General features: G+C 40.9%; 15 protein-coding genes. 12 read left to right on the plus strand and 3 right to left on the minus strand.

Features of this window, described 5'->3' with window-relative positions:
* Positions 1-122: 122 nt before the first annotated feature.
* The 12 genes from ACFIMU_RS05575 (at position 123) to ligA (ending at position 16,047) form a co-directional block, all read left to right on the plus strand.
* Entirely contained in the window at positions 123-1,277 is a 1,155-nt protein-coding gene (locus ACFIMU_RS05575; protein WP_375606967.1) for an FtsW/RodA/SpoVE family cell cycle protein, read from the plus strand.
* Positions 1,270-2,406 (plus strand): UDP-N-acetylglucosamine--N-acetylmuramyl-(pentapeptide) pyrophosphoryl-undecaprenol N-acetylglucosamine transferase, encoded by a 1,137-nt coding sequence (locus tag ACFIMU_RS05580; RefSeq protein WP_375686620.1) that lies wholly within the window; start codon positions 1,270-1,272, stop codon positions 2,404-2,406. The genes ACFIMU_RS05575 and ACFIMU_RS05580 overlap by 8 nt, the downstream gene beginning before the upstream one ends.
* Entirely contained in the window at positions 2,390-3,817 is a 1,428-nt protein-coding gene (gene murC / locus ACFIMU_RS05585) for a UDP-N-acetylmuramate--L-alanine ligase (protein WP_375606969.1), read from the plus strand. The genes ACFIMU_RS05580 and murC overlap by 17 nt, the downstream gene beginning before the upstream one ends.
* A complete protein-coding gene (gene murB, locus ACFIMU_RS05590) occupies positions 3,795-4,772 on the plus strand; it encodes a UDP-N-acetylmuramate dehydrogenase (protein ID WP_375606970.1) in 978 nt (325 codons plus the stop codon). The genes murC and murB overlap by 23 nt, the downstream gene beginning before the upstream one ends.
* A gap of 239 nt (positions 4,773-5,011) precedes the next feature.
* Positions 5,012-5,932 carry a D-alanine--D-alanine ligase gene (locus tag ACFIMU_RS05595; RefSeq protein ID WP_375687527.1) on the plus strand — a complete coding sequence of 307 codons (921 nt, stop codon included), beginning with the start codon at positions 5,012-5,014 and terminating at the stop codon, positions 5,930-5,932.
* Positions 5,920-6,831: a cell division protein FtsQ/DivIB gene (locus ACFIMU_RS05600; RefSeq protein ID WP_375607007.1), complete on the plus strand. Its 912-nt coding sequence runs from the start codon at positions 5,920-5,922 to the stop codon at positions 6,829-6,831. The genes ACFIMU_RS05595 and ACFIMU_RS05600 overlap by 13 nt, the downstream gene beginning before the upstream one ends.
* Entirely contained in the window at positions 6,828-8,129 is a 1,302-nt protein-coding gene (ftsA, locus tag ACFIMU_RS05605; protein ID WP_375695767.1) for a cell division protein FtsA, read from the plus strand. Before ACFIMU_RS05600 ends, ftsA begins: the two co-directional genes overlap by 4 nt.
* A 63-nt stretch (positions 8,130-8,192) precedes the next feature.
* Positions 8,193-9,956 (plus strand): cell division protein FtsZ, encoded by a 1,764-nt coding sequence (ftsZ, locus tag ACFIMU_RS05610; RefSeq protein ID WP_375614612.1) that lies wholly within the window; start codon positions 8,193-8,195, stop codon positions 9,954-9,956.
* 214 nt (positions 9,957-10,170) lie between these two features.
* Complete coding sequence (lpxC, locus tag ACFIMU_RS05615) at positions 10,171-11,055, plus strand: UDP-3-O-acyl-N-acetylglucosamine deacetylase (RefSeq protein WP_375606974.1); 885 nt, start codon at positions 10,171-10,173, stop codon at positions 11,053-11,055.
* A gap of 158 nt (positions 11,056-11,213) precedes the next feature.
* Positions 11,214-12,107, plus strand: coding sequence for an outer membrane protein assembly factor BamD (locus tag ACFIMU_RS05620; protein WP_273790773.1), 894 nt, complete (start codon positions 11,214-11,216; stop codon positions 12,105-12,107).
* Positions 12,108-12,113: 6 nt separating this feature from the next.
* Positions 12,114-13,775 (plus strand): DNA repair protein RecN, encoded by a 1,662-nt coding sequence (gene recN, locus ACFIMU_RS05625; protein ID WP_375609269.1) that lies wholly within the window; start codon positions 12,114-12,116, stop codon positions 13,773-13,775.
* 112 nt (positions 13,776-13,887) lie between these two features.
* Positions 13,888-16,047 carry an NAD-dependent DNA ligase LigA gene (ligA, locus tag ACFIMU_RS05630; protein WP_375609270.1) on the plus strand — a complete coding sequence of 720 codons (2,160 nt, stop codon included), beginning with the start codon at positions 13,888-13,890 and terminating at the stop codon, positions 16,045-16,047.
* 607 nt (positions 16,048-16,654) lie between these two features.
* Here ligA and ACFIMU_RS05635 read toward each other — a convergent pair.
* From ACFIMU_RS05635 to ACFIMU_RS05645, 3 genes are read right to left on the minus strand one after another with little or no spacing between them, the layout of a single operon-like run.
* A complete protein-coding gene (locus ACFIMU_RS05635) occupies positions 16,655-18,481 on the minus strand; it encodes an aminopeptidase P family protein (RefSeq protein WP_375606977.1) in 1,827 nt (608 codons plus the stop codon).
* 17 nt (positions 18,482-18,498) lie between these two features.
* The gene (locus tag ACFIMU_RS05640; RefSeq protein ID WP_375606978.1) at positions 18,499-19,368 is read right to left on the minus strand and encodes a 50S ribosomal protein L11 methyltransferase; all 870 of its coding nucleotides are present in this window, start codon (positions 19,366-19,368) and stop codon (positions 18,499-18,501) included.
* A 26-nt stretch (positions 19,369-19,394) separates the two neighbouring features.
* The gene (locus ACFIMU_RS05645; RefSeq protein ID WP_375606979.1) at positions 19,395-19,976 is read right to left on the minus strand and encodes an SCO family protein; all 582 of its coding nucleotides are present in this window, start codon (positions 19,974-19,976) and stop codon (positions 19,395-19,397) included.

A 19,976-nucleotide genomic window follows, 5' to 3' on the forward strand; every position in this document is an offset into this window, starting at 1 on the left:
AATATTTTTGCGTTAAGACTCCAGAATCTTTTTTTGTGTAATTTAGTTTTTAAAGTGTTTGTTAAACAGGCGGGGAACCATATCACTTTGAAACAATTTATAAAACGGATAAGGCGGATATCATGGTTACGCGTGCAGATAGAGACCCAATTGCTAATTGGTGGTGGACGATTGACCGCTCTGTCTTTGCAGCTTGTTTAATTTTAATGGGGATTGGCATTATGTTGTCTTTTGCTGCCAGCCCCACGATTGCAAAAAAAATCGGAATTGCTGATAGTTTTTATTTTGTTCGGTGGCATATCATTTTCAGCATTTCAGCATTTTTTACGATGGTGACCATTTCTTTTTTTTCAATTCCTAATATTCGTCGTTTATGTGCTCTTTTGCTTATTGTAACGCTTGCTCTTATGGTTGCAACCTTATTTTGGGGTCCAGAATTAAAGGGAGCACGGCGGTGGATTGTGCTCTTTGGTTTTTCTGTACAGGCTTCAGAGTTTATGAAGCCAGCTTTTGTGGTTATGTCCGCTTGGCTTTTTTCGGAACAGATACGCAGGAGGGGAATTCTAGGTTATACGTTAGCGATTGTACTTTATGGCATTTGTTGTGTGCTTCTGGTTTTGCAGCCTGATATTGGACAAACACTTTTAATAAGTGCAACATGGGGTGGTTTGTTTTTTATTGCTGGTGTGCCTCTAGCCGTTATTTTTCTCTTTCTCATTTTAGGTGCTGGAGGAATTGTTTTAGCTTATCTTTTTCTGTATCATGTGCGTGAGCGTATCAATGGTTTTTTGACAGGTGAAGGAGATACCTTTCAAGTAGATGTTGGACGTGAGGCTATTTTGAATGGTGGTTGGTTTGGGCAAGGTCCTGGGGAGGGAACAGTAAAACGTATTATTCCTGATAGCCATACAGATTTTGTATTTTCCGTTGCTGCTGAAGAATATGGTATTATTCTTTGTTTATTAATTATGATGCTTTTTGGTTTTATCGTTATGCGTTCATTGTATATAGCAATGAATACACGTGATTGCTTTATACGTCTTGGTATTACTGGCATAGCAATGATGATTGGCTTTCAATCAGCTATTAATATGGCCGTTAATCTTCACTTAATTCCTCCAAAAGGCATGACATTGCCTTTTATTTCTTATGGTGGTTCTTCGATGGTGGCGATTGCGTTTTCAATGGGCATTTTGCTCAGTTTAACACGTCGTTGGCCAGAAGCACGCCTTTCAGCTTTTTCTTCCTCTTCTGTCTTGGATACGCCTTATGAATGATAAAAAAGTTATTGTTTTGGTGGCTGGTGGTACAGGTGGACATCTTTTTCCTGCTGAATCCCTTGGTGTTGAATTAAGGGAGCGTGGATATGATGTTCATTTAATAACAGATGAAAGAGCACGCCCTTTTGTTCGGTGCTTTGATGAAGAGCATACACATATCGTTTCATCGGCAACATTTATACGCCGCCATCCTTTTGCTCTGATAAAGACGTTTTGGTCTTTACTAAGGGGAATGGGGCAATCGTTGGCGTTGTTTTATAAATTACGTCCTGTTCTTGTTGGAGGATTTGGGGGATATCCGAGCTTTCCTCCTCTTTTTATTGCGGCTTTAACAAGGCGTGTGACATTTATTCATGAACAAAATGCTGTTATGGGGCGTGCCAATCGGATGTTGGCAATTTTTGTGCGTGCAATCGCTGGTGGTTTGTTGTCGTCAAATGGCGCTTATGCCCATAAAATGCTTTTAACGGGGAATCCTGTCCGTGAGGCTGTGCTGAAGGCGGCCGAAATTCCTTATCATTCTTCAGAGGGGGAAACGCCATTTAATTTTTTGATTTTTGGTGGTAGCCAAGGGGCTTCTGCTTTTTCACATATTGTTCCAGAAGCCATTGCGTTACTCGATGATAAGAACCGTAAACGCTTGCGAATTGTACAGCAAGTTCGCGGTGAAGCAGGAGGGTTGATCAAAATCTATCGTGATATGGGCGTACAAGCAGAGGTTGCTCCTTTCTTTGATGATATGGCTGAACGTATGGCACATGCTCATTTTATTTTGTCGCGCGCTGGGGCTTCATCCGTTTGTGAGATAGCGGTGATTGGTAGACCTGCTTTGCTTGTTCCCTATCCCCATGCTTTAGATCATGATCAGGCTGCCAATGCAGCTCTGCTTGCTCGTGTAGGTGGTGCGCAAATTGTATCAGAAAAAGATTTAAATGCACAAAAGCTTTCTTCTCTTTTAATGCACGCTTGTTGTGCGCCCCATTTATTAGAAAAACAAGCGCTTGCTGCAAAAAAAGTTGGGCAACCTCATGCAACCCGTTGCCTTGCTGATATGGCTGAATCCTTAATTGCAGGGCGATTGTTGTCAGATATAAAAGAGGAGCTTTTTAATGAAAATGCCACTTGATATAGGCGTTATCCATTTTATCGGAATCGGGGGGATCGGTATGAGTGGAATTGCGGAGGTTTTTTATAATCTTGGCTATAAAGTTCAAGGGTCAGATCAAGTTGAAAGTGCAAATGTTGAACGTTTACGGAAAAAAGGAATTAACGTTCATATAGGTCATTGTGCTGAAAACTTAGGGAATGCAGAGGTTGTTGTTTTTTCTACTGCCGTTAAAAAAACAAATCCTGAGTATATTGCTGCAAAGGAAAGACATTTGCCGCTTGTCAGACGTGCAGAAATGCTGGCGGAGCTGATGCGGTTTCGGCGTGCAATTGCAGTGGGTGGTACACATGGTAAAACAACAACCACATCAATGGTCGCAGCCCTTCTTGATGCTGGTCATTTTGATCCAGTGGTGATTAATGGCGGTATTATTAATGCTTATGGTACGAATTCTCGTACAGGAGATGGCGATTGGATGATTGTTGAAGCTGATGAAAGTGATGGTACATTTTTAAAGCTGCCTGCTGATATTGCTGTTATTACTAATATTGACGCTGAGCATTTGGATCATTATGGAAGTTTTGATGCTGTGCGTGAGGCTTTTCGGCAATTCGTAGAAAATGTTCCTTTTTATGGTTTTGCTGTTTTGTGTCTTGATCATCCAGAGGTTCAGTCATTGGCGGGCCGTATTGATGATCGTTGGGTGATCACTTATGGTAAAAATCCACAAGCGGATGTTCGTTTTCTTAATCTTTCGATGGATGGTCAAAAAACGCATTTTGATGTTCTTGTTCGCTCACGCAAAACAGGAAGAAAGATTGAGTTAAAAAATTTGCTTTTGCCCATGGCAGGGCAGCATAATGTTGCCAATGCAACGGCGGCGATTGCTATTGCGCATGAACTTGGCATTTCAAATGAAGCTATAAAAAGGGGCTTAGCAGAATTTGGCGGAGTAAAACGGCGTTTTACGCGAATAGGAAGTTGGCGTGGCATTGAAATATTTGATGATTATGGACATCATCCTGTTGAAATAAAGGCAGTTTTGCGTGCTGCACGTGAGAGTGCAAAAGGGCGTGTTATTGCGATTGCACAACCCCATCGGTATTCGCGTTTGTATCATTTATTTGATGATTTTGCTGCTTGTTTTAATGATGCAGATACAGTGTTGATTACGCCCGTTTATGCGGCTGGTGAAGAACCTATTGTAGGATTTGGTTCTCAAGAATTGGTAGAGCATATTAAAATGGCTGGTCATCGTGATGTGCGCTTAATACATGGTCTGGAAGATGTTGTGTCTCTTGTCTCAACATTTGCTCAGGCAGAGGATTATGTGGTTTTTCTTGGTGCTGGCAATATCACACAATGGGCGTGTGCATTGCCTCATCAGTTGTCGGTATTTGATGGTCATGATAAATTTTCAGCACATTGATGGTGAGGCGTTATTGGCGCAATTGCAACCACTGTTGGGGGGTATAAGAGGCAAGCTTACACCTAACGTTGAGATGCGTAAGGTGACGTGGTTTCGCACTGGTGGGTTAGCAGAACTTTTTTATCAGCCTGTTGATGAGGAAGATTTAGCTCTTTTCCTTCAAAATTTGCCTGAATTTATTCCTGTAACAATTGTAGGAATAGGTTCTAATCTGCTGGTGCGTGATGGGGGTGTTCCTGGTGTTGTGATTCGTCTTTCGCCAAAAGGTTTTGGGCAAGTGCAACAAGTTTCTCCAAAACGTTTTTTAGTTGGTGCAGGTACGGCCGATAAACATTTAGCTACCGCTGCTTTAAAGGCAGAAATCGCGGGTTTTCATTTTTATCACGGTATTCCTGGTGGTCTTGGAGGGGCACTCAAAATGAATGCGGGTGCAAATGGTGTTGAAACCGCAGCACGTGTTGTTGAGGTTTATGCGCTGGATCGTAAAGGAAAACGTCATATTTTGAGTTTGAAAGATATGCATTATTCCTATCGCCATTGTGATATTCCTGAAGGGTTTATTTTTACTGCTGCTTTATTAGAAGGACAAACCGGTAATAAAGATGATATTCGTGCTGCTATGGATGAAGTTGCCCTCCATAGGGAAACAGTGCAACCTATTCGTGAAAAGACCGGTGGATCAACTTTTAGAAATCCTGAGAATATATCTGCGTGGCGCGTGATTGATGAGGCAGGGTGTCGTGGTTTACGGATTGGTGGTGCTCAGATGAGCGAAATGCACTGTAATTTTATGATCAATACAGGGCAAGCAACAGGATATGATCTTGAAGCATTGGGAGAAACAGTGCGTGCACGTGTTTTTGCACATTCAGCCCACCTTTTACAATGGGAAATAGAGCGTATTGGTCAATTTGAGCGTGGTCGAAGTGTTCCTCCTTTTGATCCATTTCATTGATTTATTGTTCACTAAAAAAGTGAAAATAAAAAATTGAGTCATTTCAAAGAGATAATAAAAAATTTCTATTAAGAATCAATAAATTAACAAAGAATCTCTTGCATCAAGCTTTTGAGTCTGATTCATTATGCAAAATGCTAGGTTATTGATTCGCAAGGATAAACTTTGTTTTTTCCTGTATGTGGTGCTGATGTATTCTATATAGACTACATATAGTATGCGAAAGAGGGTGATTTATTATGAAAGATAAACATATAGCTGTATTAATGGGAGGTTTTTCTTCTGAACGGTCTGTAAGTTTATCTTCAGGGGCGGCTTGTGCTGATGTTCTAGAGGTGCAGGGGTATCGCGTGAGCCGCGTGGATGTTGACGCTCATATTGCTTCTGTTCTTGAACAGTTGCAGCCTGATATTGCCTTCAATGCATTGCATGGTCCATTTGGTGAAGATGGCCGGATTCAAGGGATTCTTGAATATTTAAAAATTCCTTATACTCATTCTGGCGTGATGGCATCTGCTTTGGCAATGGATAAGGGACGTGCAAAAATTATCGTTGCAAATGTTGGGGTTTGTGTTGCTCCTTCTCGTATCATGAGCCGCTTTGCTTTGGGTCGAACACATCCCATGGAGCCTCCTTATGTAATTAAACCTGTGTGTGAAGGATCAAGTTTTGGTGTTGTCATTGTTCAAGGAAATGAAGCTGCACCGCCGCATAATATTGGGGGAGCTGAGTGGGGATATGCGGATGAGGTAATGATTGAAAAATATATTCCTGGTCGTGAATTGACTTGTGCTGTTTTGGGGAACGAAGTGCTGGATGTGTGTGAAATTCTTCCCGATAAACACTTTCCATTCTACGATTATGACTCAAAATATAAAACGGGTGGTTCTCTTCACATTTGTCCTGCACAACTTTCACTAAATATTTACCAAAGTGTGCAAAGAATGTCTTTAGCAGCCCATCAGGCGATAGGGTGTCGAGGTGTTAGCCGTTCTGATTTTCGTTTTGATGAGAAAACAGGAGAATTGGTTTGGCTTGAAATTAATACGCAACCCGGTATGACATCGACGTCTCTTCTTCCTGATATTGCAAAAGCGAGCGGTCGTACTTATGGCGATATTGTTCAATGGATAGTGGAGGACGCATCATGCATGCGTTGAGTATTAATAAAACGAATATTCCGATGGAGGTGCTTTCAGTGCCGGCTTTGCCACGTCTTTATCGTCGTTTTCTTCGGTTTATGTTTGAGTTTGTTTTTGTCAATATTCATATTCCACGCCATTTTGGCTCTTTTGCTGTTGTGTGGTTTTTCTTTGTTACGGCTTTTTATGGGCTTTCATCAAGTGGTCAGATGGCTGTGATCGTAAACACGATCATATTGGATAGTAGTTTTGTGGTCACTCATGTTGATATAAGCGGTAATAAGCGCTTGGCAAAGCAGGATATTTTTAAAATTTTAAAACTTGATGTTGCGCCTTCTATATTCACTTTTGATGTTGAAAGAGCGCGTTCTCTGTTGGAAAAGCAGCCTTGGGTGCAATCGGCTAATGTTCAGAAAATTTATCCCAATAGAATGCGCATTTCCATCGTGGAGCGTGAACCCTATGCCATTTGGCAACATGATGGCATAATGGATATTGTTGATAATACAGGTCGTGTCATTGTGCCTTTTAAAGGGGAAATTGTTCGGGATTTACCTCTTGTGGTTGGGCAGGGTGCACAAAATGCTGCTAAAGTGTTTATTCAAGCGCTGTCAGTCTATCCGGAAGTATATGATCGTATTCGTGCTTTTGTGTGGGTAGGTGATCGGCGTTGGGATCTTGTTTTGAATAATGGAATGCGTGTTATGTTGCCTGAAAATGGTGCTCTTGAAAGGCTTTTTTCTCTTTTTTCGTCCGGTACAATGCAAGATCTTTTATCTCGCGATATTCTCAGTGTTGATTTACGTCTTGCTGATCGAATTACTGTTTCTTTATCAGATGAAACGTTGGAGCGTTATCATACTACTGTAGCAGAAGAAGAACGTATTTTAAAAGCGCGAAAGGCAGGAAGCCTATGATGCTACTCAGATCACATCATTTGAAGGGGCGTAAAACACGTTTTTTAACGGTACTTGATGTCGGTTCAAGTAAGATTGTTTGTCTTATTGCTTGTTTGCGTCCTTTGAAGCATGCGCACTATTTACATGGTCGTACACATTCTACGGAAATTCTGGGCTTTGGAGTGCAGCGTTCACGCGGTATTAAATCTGGTGTTGTGATGGATATGTTTGCAGCAGAGCAATCAATACGCTTGGCTGTTGATGCGGCAGAAAAAATGGCTGGTTTGGTGGTGGATTCAGTGATTGTGAATTTTTCCTCAAGTCGGTTACAAAGCGCTTTGATTAATGGAATGGTCCATTTGAATGGTCGTGAAGTCACCAAGCGTGATATGCGTATGGCCTTTTCAGATGTTTCGCGCAAAGCCTTTGATGCTGAACGTCATGTTATGCACTCAGTTCCAGTTTCTTATGTATTGGATGGGGAAAAAGGAATTTCTGATCCTATTGGCATGGCAGGGGAAACATTTGGTGTTGATGTGCATGTGGTAACAGCAGAAACAGCATCTTTGCGTAATTTAGAAACTTGTATTAATCGTGCACATTTGAGTGTTGAAGCAATGGTTGCTACTCCCTTTGCAAGTGGTCTTGCTGTTTTGATGAATGATGAGGCGCGTTTAGGGGCTGCATGTATTGATTTTGGTGGTGGAACAACAACATTTTCAGTGTTTTTTGAGGGGAAATTTATTCATGCAGATGCTCTTGCTGTTGGGGGGCATCATGTCACTCTTGATGTTGCGCGCGGATTTTCTATGTCTTTAACAGAGGCGGAACGTTTAAAAGTTGTTTATGGTTCAGCACTTTTAACAAGTGCTGATGAGCGGCAAATGATTAATGTAGCAGAAATTGGGAGTGAACAGCGTGAAACTCAATATCCTCGCGCAGTTCTTGGGCGTATCATTCGTGCGCGTGTTGAAGAAATTTTAGAAATGGTCCGTGATTGTTTAAATCGTTCTGGTTTTGGTCACATCATTGGTAAACGTGTTATTTTGACTGGGGGAGCAAGCCAGTTAACAGGATTGCCAGAAATGGCACGTACTATATTAGGAAGAAATGTTCGTATCGGGCGGCCTTTAGGTATTTCGAGGCTTCCTTCTCTTGCAAAAGGGGCGGCGTTTACATCTGCTGTTGGGTTGTTAATTTATCCGCAATTGGTGGGTTTTGAAGAAAAAACAATGCAGGCGGCAGGAAATCATTTATCGATGGGCACGCGTGGGTATTTTCAGCGTGTTGGTCAGTGGTTGCGTGAGAGTTTTTAGTTAAGTCTAGTTGGATAAATTTCATCGCTTTGGCTTGCGGTGTCTTATGAGAAGGAAAAGAAAATGACGATTAATCTGCATCGGCCAGATATCGCGGAATTGAAGCCACGCATTACCGTTTTTGGTGTTGGAGGTGGTGGCGGGAATGCCGTGAATAATATGATAAATGCTGGTCTTCAGGGAGTTGACTTTGTTGTTGCAAATACGGATGCACAGGCTTTGGCTATGTCAAAGGCTGAACGTGTTATCCAACTTGGGGCAGCTGTGACAGAAGGTTTGGGTGCTGGTGCTTTACCGGAAGTTGGGCAAGCGGCGGCGGAGGAATGTATTGATGAAATTATTGATCATCTTGCAGACTCTCATATGGTTTTCATTACTGCTGGTATGGGGGGAGGAACTGGAACAGGAGCTGCTCCCGTTGTTGCTCGCGCAGCGCGTGAAAAAGGTATTTTGACTGTTGGTGTTGTGACAAAGCCTTTTCAGTTTGAAGGGGCACGTCGTATGAAAACGGCAGAGGCTGGTATTGAAGAATTACAAAAGTCTGTCGATACATTGATTGTTATTCCCAATCAAAATCTTTTCCGTATTGCAAATGATAAGACAACATTTGCTGATGCTTTTGCTATGGCTGACCAAGTGCTTTATTCTGGTGTTGCTTCCATTACGGATTTGATGATTAAAGAGGGTTTGATTAACCTTGATTTTGCTGATGTTCGTTCTGTTATGCACGAAATGGGTCGAGCCATGATGGGAACCGGTGAGGCATCTGGTGATGGGCGTGCTTTGGCTGCTGCTGAAGCTGCTATTGCGAACCCATTGTTAGATGATACTTCTATGCGTGGGGCGCGTGGTTTACTGATTTCTATTACGGGTGGTCGTGATATGACTCTCTTTGAGGTTGATGAAGCTGCTAATCGTATTCGTGAAGAAGTGGACGCTGATGCAAATGTGATTTTTGGCGCTATTGATGATGAGTCATTGGAAGGTGTTATTCGTGTTTCTGTGGTTGCGACCGGTATCGATCGTGAAGTTAGTGATGTGGTTCAGTCCTCTCATCCTCAGATTCAAAGGCCTGCTTCTTCAATACGCAAGAGCGATCCTGGAACGTCACACAGTTCTTTTCATGTTCAATCATCGCCTCTGCGTTCTGAGTCAATGGTAGAAGTGATCGAATCACTTGAAATAGAGAAGGGTAAATCAACCGGAGAACAGTTCCGTCCCAAAAGTCAAATTTTTGCACATCCTGTAGAAGCAATGACGACACGAAGTGCGACGAGTGCTGTTGCGTATGGCTCAAATGCTGTTCAGGAACAGAAATTAAATGTGCCTCGTATGCAAGTAAGCCGCGGTTCTCAACAAGCGATGGCGGCTCCCGTGAGTATGGAGGCAACAGCGCATGTTCTTGATGAGATGACAGGGGTTGTGAAGCAAACAGAAAAGCCAGTGCAACCAAAACAAATGCAAGCGCGCGCTCCAATGCGTATGCCTGAGTTAAAGGATTTTCCTCCTGTTGCTCATGGACAAAGCCAAAGAACATTTGTGACTGATCAAGGTCCTCGTAATCTTTGGCAGCGTTTGAAACAGAGCTTGACACATCGTGAAGAAGCTGAGCCAGAAGCGAGGTTGGAGCCTGCTGTTAGATCGTCTCAGCAGAAAGAGTCTCATGTTTACAATAAAAACTCTCAGGTGCTTTCTCAAGATGCTTCTGTTTATGTTCCACGTCGTTCTGGTGAGCTGCATCCTCAGGTACCACAAGATCAGCGTACTTTTATAAGTGAAGAAGATCAGTTGGAAATACCAGCATTTTTACGTCGTCAGGCAAATTAATTGATGAAAAATGAGGTAAAGTAAGAAATTTTATTATTTCTTTAATGCTCAGTCAAAAATTATACATTAAAATATATTACTGTTTTTTGAATAAAATACTTTGTTTAAAAAAAACCGCTTACAATAAGCGGTTTTTTTTTATTATTTACTATGAATATTTTTTATAGTTTTATAAATTTTGTTAAAAGATGTACAAGCAATTTAATAAAATGATATGATGAGTTTAGTACCAAAATATCAGTCTACTCTTAAAAAAGCAGTAACATTTAAGGGGATTGGCGTTCATAGTGGCTGTTTGTCAGTGGTAAAGGTTTGTCCAGCGGATGTTGGGTGCGGTATTGTTTTTAAGCGTTGTGGATTAGACGGAACAGAGAAAATATTTCAAGCCCATGCATCGCAAACAGGAAAAACTGAATTATCAACAGTACTTGGAGATGGAGATGTAAGGGTTGAAACAATTGAACATTTGATGGCAGCAATTGCTGCTTATAATTTGGATAATCTTATTATTGAAGTGTCACATAATGAGATTCCTATTTTGGATGGTTCAGCATGGCTATATTGCCAAGCTTTTGAAGATGTTGGTATTGTACAGCAAAATGCCTTGCGTTCTTATTTCATTATAAAAAAGCCGTTGCGGGTTGAAGGAGCTCATGGTGTTGCAGAGCTTTTGCCATTTAATGGACGTCGTTTTGATATAACGATCTCTTTTCCTTCTTCTGCTATTGGTAAGCAACATTTCAGTTTTGATCTTACCACACGAGGGTTTAGGGATGATTTGTCACGTGCGCGCACTTTTGGTTTTATCAAAGACGTGGAAGAATTAAGGCTTTCTGGAAAGGCGAGAGGTGCTTCTTTGGAAAATTCTCTTGTTATCGACCTTAATGATAAAATTTTAAATCCCGATGGTCCTTATTGGGAGAATGAATGTGTTCGGCACAAGATGCTTGATGCGATTGGTGATACTGCTTTGCTTGGTGCACCTTTTATTGGATTATTTCGTTCTTATTGTAGTGGGCATAGAATTAATGCGCAATTGGTGAAGGCTGTTTTGGCAGACGAATCATATTACGAAAAAAGCTTTTTAGAGAAAGAGTAAAAAAATTGACAAGATTTTTTTATTATTTATTTGATTTTTAAGGGGATGATTGACCTGAACTGCTAAATTGGTTATGTGGATTTTATAGTGATATGGTATAAAACCTTTGATAAATTGTTTTTGCTACAAGGTGATATTCTGTGGAGGCCGGAAAAAATATGAAAAAATCTCATGTGTGCATTGGAAATATGACATATAGAAAATCTAACATTGTACGCAAGATATTGGGGGTGGTGCTTTTGGGAAGCACTTGTATGTTAGCGGGATGCCTCTTTAAAGAGAAAAAGACCCTTGATCCATCTGCTTATGTTTTGAAAATAGAGCCGCCAGATGTTCTCTATAATCAAGCGCTTGCTAGCCTTGAAAGTGGGCGGCTTGGGGACGCATCGAAAAAGTTTTTGAAGATTGAAAAACAGTACGCTTATACAGATTGGGGGCGCAAATCTCTTGTGATGGGTGCTTTTACTAATTATCGACTCGGAAAGTATGATGATTCAATTAGTATGGCTCAACGCTATATTACGCTTTATCCAGGGTCGACTGACTCGGCTTATGCGTACTATATTATTGGTCTTTCTTCTTTCCGTCGGATTCCTGATGTTACGCGTGATCAACGTGACACGAAACGTGCTATTGCTGCTATGCAGCTTCTTATAGAGCGTTATCCTAATTCTGAGTATGTCAAGGATGCTAAGGATAAAATCCGTTTTGGTCGCGAACAGCTAGCTGGTAAAGAAATGCAGATTGGCCGCTATTATGAAGAGGGGCGGCGCTATCTTGCGGCAAGTAGACGGTTTCGTACCGTGGTTGAAGAGTATTCTGATACAAATCAAATTGAAGAAGCACTTTTCCGCTTAACGGAAGTTAACTTAGCTCTCGGCTTAACGGCAGAAGCACAGACGGCAGCAGCTATTTTAGGACGTAATTATCCCAAAAGTGAGTGGTATAAATTTTCTTATAATCTCTTGCAGAAGAATAAAATATCGCCACGTGAGCATAAATCTTCTTGGATCTCAAATGCTTTAGGTGGTGATAAGAAGAGGGTACGTTGATTCTCTATGTTGGTACAGCTTTCGATTCATAATATTGTTTTGATCGAAACGCTCGATATTCATTTTACAGCGGGGTTGACGGTTTTAACTGGAGAAACGGGTGCGGGGAAGTCTATTCTCCTTGATGCTTTATCACTTGCTCTAGGGGGGCGGGGTGATGCTTCGCTTGTGCGTCATGGGGTTGACCGCGGGCAGGTTACAGCTGTTTTTGATGTGTCTGTTTCACATCCTGCACGTCAACTTATTCGTGAGAATGGTCTTGATGATGAGGGTGATATTATTTTACGACGTGTGCAATCAAGTGATGGACGTAGCCGTGTTTTTATCAATGATCAGGTGTCTAGTGTTGCATTGATGCGGAGTGTTGGCCGTTTGTTGGTTGAAATCCATGGACAACATGATGATCGTGCGCTTGTTGATGTTGCTACACATCGCCAATTATTAGATGCCTTTGGTGGTCTTGAAGATGAAGTGGAAAATTTGCGTCAGTGTTATCACACATGGCGTGAATTTGAGGAGCGTTTGCAACGGCAGCGTCTTAAAGTAGAGAGTGCTGTACGGGAGGTTGATTATCTTCGTGCGTGTGTAGAAGAGCTTGAAAAGCTTGATTTTAAAGTTGGTGAAGAGGAAGCTCTTTCTCTTCGTCGTGCTGATATGCTTAAATTAGAAAAAATAGCAACAGATATTAAAGAAGCGGATGATCTTTTAACGGGTCAAAAATCACCAATCCCAGTGCTTTCTAATTTGGTGAGGCGTTTGGAGCGGAAAATTCCTGAGGCGCAAGAACTTATTGCACCAGTGGTGAAATCTATTGATGAGGCATTGCATGCACTTGCAACAGCACAAGAAGGTATTGAGACGGCAATACGAGCATTAGATTTTGAACCTGATGAATTGGAACGGATAGAAGAGCGTCTTTTTTCTCTTCGGGGTTTTGCTCGTAAATATCAAGTTTCTGCGGATGAATTGATTCAGTTACGCGATAAAATGGACGCAGAACTCGCTGATTTTGAAGAGGCTCAGACTATATTGACACGTTTTGAAGATGAGGCAAAGCAGGCAAAGAAAAATTATGATACATTGGCGCAAGCCTTAACAATAAAGCGTCGGGAGACAGCAAAGCATTTATCTGAAAGTGTTATGGCTGAGTTGCCGGCATTGAAGTTAGAGAGGGCCGAGTTTATTGTTGAAATGCAAAGTGATGTGGAAAAGCGGAGTGCTGAGGGATGTGATCGTATTGAATATTGGGTGCGAACAAATCCTGGAACACGAGCTGGACCGATGCTTAGTGTGGCTTCTGGCGGTGAATTGTCTCGTTTTTTGTTGGCATTAAAAGTTGTTTTGTCTGATCGAGGATCAGCACCGACGCTGATCTTTGATGAAATTGATACAGGTGTTGGGGGGGCTGTTGCAGCGGCTATTGGACAACGGTTGCAACGCTTATCAGAACGTGTTCAGGTTTTTGCTATTACGCATGCACCACAGGTTGCATCGAAAGCGCATGGTCATTTTCTTATTTCGAAAATTGAGAGTCATGATAAAGGACGCTTTGTTACTGCTATTCATAAAATGGAAGAGCATGAACGTGCAGAAGAAATTGCTCGTATGTTGGCAGGAGAACAGATTACTGAAGAAGCGCGTGCAGCGGCTCAAAAGCTTCTCGCATAAAGGTAATTAGCCAGTGATAAAAATACTGGAAAGCTTATTTTTATTTGCGATTCACTTTATGAGGAAGCGTGGAAGTCCTTATGGCAGTAACTCGTAATTTGGAATAGATTTTATGAACAAAGATGCAGTTAAAAATCTCTCAGCTGTTGAAGCAGAAAGTGAATTAGAGTGGTTGGCAAAAGAAATTGCACGTCATGATGTGCTTTATAATCGTGATGATCAGCCTGAAATTTCTGATGCAGAATACGATGCGTTGCGCCGCCGTAATGCAGAAATTGAAGCTCTTTTTCCAGAGCTTATTCGTGTTGATTCTCCTTCACATAAAATTGGGGCACCAATTTCTGAAAAGTTTGAAAAGTCTGTTCATGTACAGCCTATGCTTTCACTTGATAATGCGTTTAGCTCTGAAGATGTTACTGAATTTATTGAGCGTATTCGTCGTTTTTTACGTCTTCCAGAAACACAAGTGTTGGAAATAACAGCGGAGCCAAAAATTGATGGTTTATCTTTGTCTTTGCGCTACGAAAAGGGGCGGCTTGTGCGTGCGGCAACGCGTGGGGATGGAACTGTCGGTGAAAATGTGACGGCAAATGCTCGAACAATTGCTGATATTCCACAAGTTTTGCAAGGTGATTTTCCTGAGGTAATCGAGGTTCGCGGCGAAGTTTATATGGGACGGGAAGATTTCCAAGCTCTTAATATAAGCCAACAAGAGAAGGGAAAGTTAACCTTCGCCAATCCTCGAAATGCAGCGGCTGGTTCGCTCCGTCAGCTTGATTCACGGATAACCGCCAGCAGAAAGCTTCAATTTTTTGCTTATGCTTGTGGTGAAGTGAGTGAAGTATTTGCAGAAAGTCAAATAGAGATGATGAAAAAGCTAAAAGAATATGGCTTTGTTATCAATCCATTAATAAAAGTCTTTAAGAGAGTAGAAGAAATTATTTTCTATTATCGTGATATAGAAGAACGCCGTCATTCTTTAAGCTATGACATTGATGGCATTGTTTATAAGGTTAATGATTTGATGCTCCAAAAGCGTTTGGGGTTTGTTTCTCGTTCGCCGCGTTGGGCAATAGCCCATAAATTTCCAGCAGAAAAAGCAATGGCGCTTTTGGAAGATATTGATATTCAGGTCGGTCGTACGGGAGCTTTGACGCCTGTTGCACGCCTTACACCTATTACTGTTGGTGGGGTGGTGGTGACCAATGCCAGTTTGCATAATGAGGATTATATTAAGGGAATTGGCCATAAAGGAGAGCCCATTCGTGAAGGGCGTGATATCCGTGTAGGCGATACCGTGATTGTACAACGCGCTGGTGATGTAATCCCTCAAATTGTTGATATTATTGCTGAAAAACGTCCAAAAGATGCTTCTGCTTTTGTTTTTCCTCATCTGTGTCCCGCTTGTGGGAGTCATGCTGTTCGTGAAGAAGGAGAAGCGGTGCGTCGGTGTACCGGTGGGCTTATTTGTCCTGCACAAGCGATTGAACGTATTCGTCATTTTGTTTCACGCAATGCGTTTGATATTGAAGGCTTGGGTAAAAAGCAGGTAGAATTTTTTTTCCATGCTCAAGATGAGGCGCTTTGTATTCATACACCAGTTGATATCTTTACTTTAGAACGGCGCCAAGAAAAGTCTTTGATCCGTTTAGAAAATATGGAAGGTTTTGGTACTGTTTCAGTGCGGAAACTGTATGATGCCATTAATGCACGCCGCGAAATTCCTTTAAGCCGTTTTTTGTTTGCATTGGGGATTCGTCATGTTGGAGAGGTGAATGCACGCCGCCTTGCACGAGCATATCAAAATTATACAGCTTTTGAAACGGCGGCTATGGAAGCATTTATGCCATGTGAGCAGGAAAACAAAGAAGGCAATGAAGCTTGGATGGAACTTACCAATATTGAAGGAATTGGACCACAGGTAGGGGGCGCAATTGTTGATTTTTATAGAGAAGCGCATAACCGTGAAGTTTTGTCTGTTTTGCTTGAAGAAGTAACACCTCTTGATGAGGCACCTATCATGATAGCTTCTTCACCAATAGCGGAGAAGATCATTGTTTTTACGGGAACTTTAGCACATATGTCACGTGATGAAGCAAAAGCATTGGCAGAGCGATTAGGGGCCAAAACATCTGGTTCACTTTCTAAAAAAACAGATCTTCTTGTTGCAGGACCTGGAGCGGGCTCCAAATTGGCTAAAGCTGAAGAATTAGGTGTTGAGGTTATCGATGAAGAGGCTTGGCTACAGTTGATTGAGAAACATAATGTTTAGAGGATGTTTTCTAGAAGATCGTATGCTATTTGTATGATTATCGCTCTTACATTTTTGGGGGGGATGAAATCAAAAAGGGGGATAATAGGGGCTGTTTATTTTGCAAAAACAGAGCGCCATATATTTTGATATTTATTACGTTATTTAAAATAATTAACATTGAACTTAAATATTAAACTTAAACTATTATGATGAAGAATATGCAAGGTTATTATTAGTAAAAGATATAAATTATTACTGTGAAGCAAGGTAAAAATTGTAAATAAATATGCAGAATTTTTGAATCTAAACGGCGTAATAAGTTGGTTATAATGGGCGTTTTAGAAATGCGACGCGGAGGATTACAAAATATAATGAAAATTTCTGTATAGCAGAATAAGGCTATAACTCATGTGGAGATGGTGGAGGATAATTGATAAGCATTATCTTTTGAGAGTGTATCCCGTTCTGTTTCAATTTTGGAAGGCTTTTGTCGTATCGGCAAAAAAACTTGAAGTATTTCATAGAAGCATTTTTTGTGTTTGCTGATGGTAAATTCGCACTTCTCTCTTTAAAAGAGAAGGGTGTAATGTTTTGTAGAAAGAGTAAAAGTTATACGTTGCTTCATTTAAAGGGGCATTGTTGCTTCTTTTGCCCATTTTTTATCTTCTTCATTTAAGTAAGGTGCATTCATCTGATAAACCCGCGCATGGTAATCATTGAGCCATTGTCGTTCTTCTTGTGTCAAAAGCTCTGGAAGGATTAACCGTCGATCAATGGGGCAATGTGTGAGTGTTTCGAACGAGAGCATTTCTATATCTCCACCATCAATTTTTTGTGCTGGCTTCACAATCATCAAATTTTCAAGACGGATACCAAAAGCGCCTTCGCGGTAATAGCCTGGCTCGTTTGAAAGAATCATACCGGAGATGAGTTCTTGGCACCCTTTGCGAGAAATATTTTGCGGTCCTTCATGGACAGAAAGATAAGATCCAACACCATGACCGGTGCCATGGGCATAATCAAAACCAGCTTTCCACAATGCAATGCGTGCAAGAGCATCAATGTCTTGTCCGCGTGTGCTTTTTGGAAATCTTGCAGTTGAAAGAGCAATCATGCCTTTGAGGACAAGCGTAAAACAGCGTTTTTCTTCTTCTCCAATATTCCCAATTGCTACTGTGCGTGTGACATCAGTCGTGCCATCACGATATTGTCCACCTGAATCAACGAGGTAAAGTTCACCAGCATTGAGTGGTTTATTTGTTTGCGTTGTTACACGATAATGAATAATGGCACCATTTGCCCCTGCGGCTGAGATTGTATCAAAAGAAAGATCTTTAAGTTTTTCTCCCATTTCGTTTGCTGTATTTATGCGAAATTCTTCTAATTTTTGAGCAGCAGAAATTTCACTTATTGACCCTGGTATTTGTTTATCTAACCAAGAAAAAAAACGGGTTAGGGCAACACCATCGCGTAGGTGTGCTTTGCGTGTGCCATTGAGTTCTGTGTCATTTTTAATGGCACGTGGTAGAGCCGCAGGATCGGTAAGTGTGATAAAAGAGCTATTTTTTTCTTCAATAACAGTTCGTAATTTTTCGCATGTTAGCTGTGGATCTAAGGCAAACACTGTCCCTTTTTGAATATACTCTTTGATCTTGGGAATAAGCTGTTCTGGTTCATATAATTTTGCATAACGTTCTAGATATTGTTTCTGTTCTCCACCAAGTTTTTTGCGGTCAATGAATAAAGCTGGTGTTTCGTTAAGTGGAATGAGAGCAAAACAAAGGGAAAAAGGCGTGTTGGAAACATCATTGCCCCGTATATTGAATGTCCATGCAATGGAAGAGGGGTCTGTAAAAATAAAAGCATCTGCATTTGCTTTTTGTATATATCTGCAAATCAATGCCAACTTTTCATCTGTATCGCACCCAGCATATTTGAGAGGGTGAATTGATAAGGCAGATTGTGGTAATTTTGGTTGATTATGCCAGAGCAGATCAATGGGATTATGTTGAACTTCTACAAGTTTTCCACCTGCTTTCATTTCTAATGCGTTTCTCAATGCATCGGTGGCAGCAATCGTGTGGAGCCATGGATCAAAACCAATAGAAAGTTTTTGACCATTTTTTTCAAGCCATTGTGAGGGAGGACAAGTTATGAGATCTCCATAATTAAAAATATCAGGATCAGTTTGTTGGCGAACTTGGAGCTTATATCGCCCATCTGTAAATATGATGGCTTTGTTTTTTAAAATCAGTGCAATCCCAGCTGATCCAGTAAAGCCGGTTAACCAGCTAAGGCGTTGAGCATGAGGAGGGACGTACTCTCCTTGATGTTCATCGCACCGTGGAACAAGAAAACCATCGAGCCCAAGGCGATCAAGTTCTTTACGAAGGGAGGCAATGCGTTTTGCAGCATGCGTGGGATTTGTTGTTGCCTCAAAAGATTGATACATAACAACGTCCTTTTATTTTATTTCAGATGTATCGTTACCCATCCTTGACGGTGGTATGTTTCGATATGCTTGAGTCCTTGTTTTATATAAGTATCTAAAACGTAGGCGTGTTGCTCTTCAAGAATTCCAGAGAGTATAAGTGATCCCCCTTTTTTAAGGGCTTTTACCATTTCTTGCGCAAGTTCAATGAGAGGATTGGCAAGAATATTGGCAACAATGAGATCAAAAGGCGCACGTGTTGTAATGTGTTCATGGGTAAAACTTGTTGCTGTAACAGCTGTAATATACTCTTTTACGCCATTAAGCTCGATATTATGTTGTGCAACTTGAATAGCAATAGGATCAATATCGGAGGCGAGAATACTAATGGGCTTGAGCATTGCTATGCCAATGGCTAAGACTCCACTACCAGTTCCAAGATCAAGGGCATTTTGTGGATTTTCGTGTTTCATTACTTTGGCAATCATTTCCAAACAACCAGCTGTTGTCCCATGATGTCCTGTTCCAAAGGCTTGATTTGCTTCAATTTCAATAGGGAGAACATTAGCTGGAATGGCGTTTCTGTTGTGACTTCCATGAAGGAAAAAAGGACCAGCATGTACAGGTTTTAGTCCTTCTAGACTTTTTTGTACCCAATCAATATTGGGTAAAACTTCCATATTAATTTTATCAGAATCTATAGAAAGAACGCTTGCAAAACGTTTCAATGCGTCTTCTTGATTGTCTTGATCAACATATAGAGAAAGCTCATATATAGCATTTTGTTCATCTATCTCTATAAGAGCAAGAGGATATCCTTCTTCATCAAAAGCTCTTTCTATAAGGGTATAAAATTGCTCTGCTTCACTTTTAAAAGCAGTATAATAGAAGCGAATTTGTTGCGACATGCTGTTCTTTCTTTTGATTGGCTTTTTTAGTTTGATATGAGTTTTTTTAGCCGTTCAATGGCGATTTCATCTTTTAATTCGCTATCGCTTTCTTTCGTGTCATAACGGATAACGCCAGCTAATTTTCCACCTTTTTTGAGTAAAAAAATTGCTGCTGTATGGTTATAAGTATAGTTTTCATCTGTTTCAGGGACTTTTTCAGCAACGATGTTGAAAGAATTGACCATTTTATGAACTTTATCAGGATCTCCACTGATACCAACGATTTTATTGTTAAAATTGCTGAGATAATTATGGAGTACTTCTGGTGTATCACGTTCGGGGTCAACAGTCACAAACCATACTCCTAACTTATCAGCTTCAGGTCCAAGTGCTGTAAGCCATCGATCAAGATTCATCAGTGTGGTAGGGCAGATTTCAGGACACATAGTGAAGCCGAAAAAAATTATTGAAGGCTGGCTTCGAATATCCGCTTCGGTAATCGTTTTTCCATTTGAATCAGTGAGCGTAAAGTTATCACCTAAAGGCTTATTTATAAATGCATCATAAATAAAAATCCCCGTAAGAAATATAACTGTTAGCCCTAAAATGCGGAGTACATTTTTCAT

Origin of the sequence: Bartonella sp. AC70YNML (assembly GCF_042196545.1) — a bacterium.
Classification (GTDB): Bacteria; Pseudomonadota; Alphaproteobacteria; order Rhizobiales; family Rhizobiaceae; genus Bartonella.

Bases quoted from the DNA above. Each gene is read 5' to 3' on its own strand.
- ACFIMU_RS05575 (WP_375606967.1), top strand. From the start codon at position 123: ATGGTTACGCGTGCAGATAGAGACCCAATTGCTAATTGGTGGTGGACG.
- ACFIMU_RS05580 (WP_375686620.1), top strand. From the start codon at position 1,270: ATGAATGATAAAAAAGTTATTGTTTTGGTGGCTGGTGGTACAGGTGGA.
- murC (WP_375606969.1), top strand. From the start codon at position 2,390: ATGAAAATGCCACTTGATATAGGCGTTATCCATTTTATCGGAATCGGG.
- murB (WP_375606970.1), top strand. From the start codon at position 3,795: ATGATAAATTTTCAGCACATTGATGGTGAGGCGTTATTGGCGCAATTG.
- ACFIMU_RS05595 (WP_375687527.1), top strand. From the start codon at position 5,012: ATGAAAGATAAACATATAGCTGTATTAATGGGAGGTTTTTCTTCTGAA.
- ACFIMU_RS05600 (WP_375607007.1), top strand. From the start codon at position 5,920: ATGCATGCGTTGAGTATTAATAAAACGAATATTCCGATGGAGGTGCTT.
- ftsA (WP_375695767.1), top strand. From the start codon at position 6,828: ATGATGCTACTCAGATCACATCATTTGAAGGGGCGTAAAACACGTTTT.
- ftsZ (WP_375614612.1), top strand. From the start codon at position 8,193: ATGACGATTAATCTGCATCGGCCAGATATCGCGGAATTGAAGCCACGC.
- lpxC (WP_375606974.1), top strand. From the start codon at position 10,171: ATGATGAGTTTAGTACCAAAATATCAGTCTACTCTTAAAAAAGCAGTA.
- ACFIMU_RS05620 (WP_273790773.1), top strand. From the start codon at position 11,214: ATGAAAAAATCTCATGTGTGCATTGGAAATATGACATATAGAAAATCT.
- recN (WP_375609269.1), top strand. From the start codon at position 12,114: ATGTTGGTACAGCTTTCGATTCATAATATTGTTTTGATCGAAACGCTC.
- ligA (WP_375609270.1), top strand. From the start codon at position 13,888: ATGAACAAAGATGCAGTTAAAAATCTCTCAGCTGTTGAAGCAGAAAGT.
- ACFIMU_RS05635 (WP_375606977.1), bottom strand. From the start codon at position 18,481: ATGTATCAATCTTTTGAGGCAACAACAAATCCCACGCATGCTGCAAAA.
- ACFIMU_RS05640 (WP_375606978.1), bottom strand. From the start codon at position 19,368: ATGTCGCAACAAATTCGCTTCTATTATACTGCTTTTAAAAGTGAAGCA.
- ACFIMU_RS05645 (WP_375606979.1), bottom strand. From the start codon at position 19,976: ATGAAAAATGTACTCCGCATTTTAGGGCTAACAGTTATATTTCTTACG.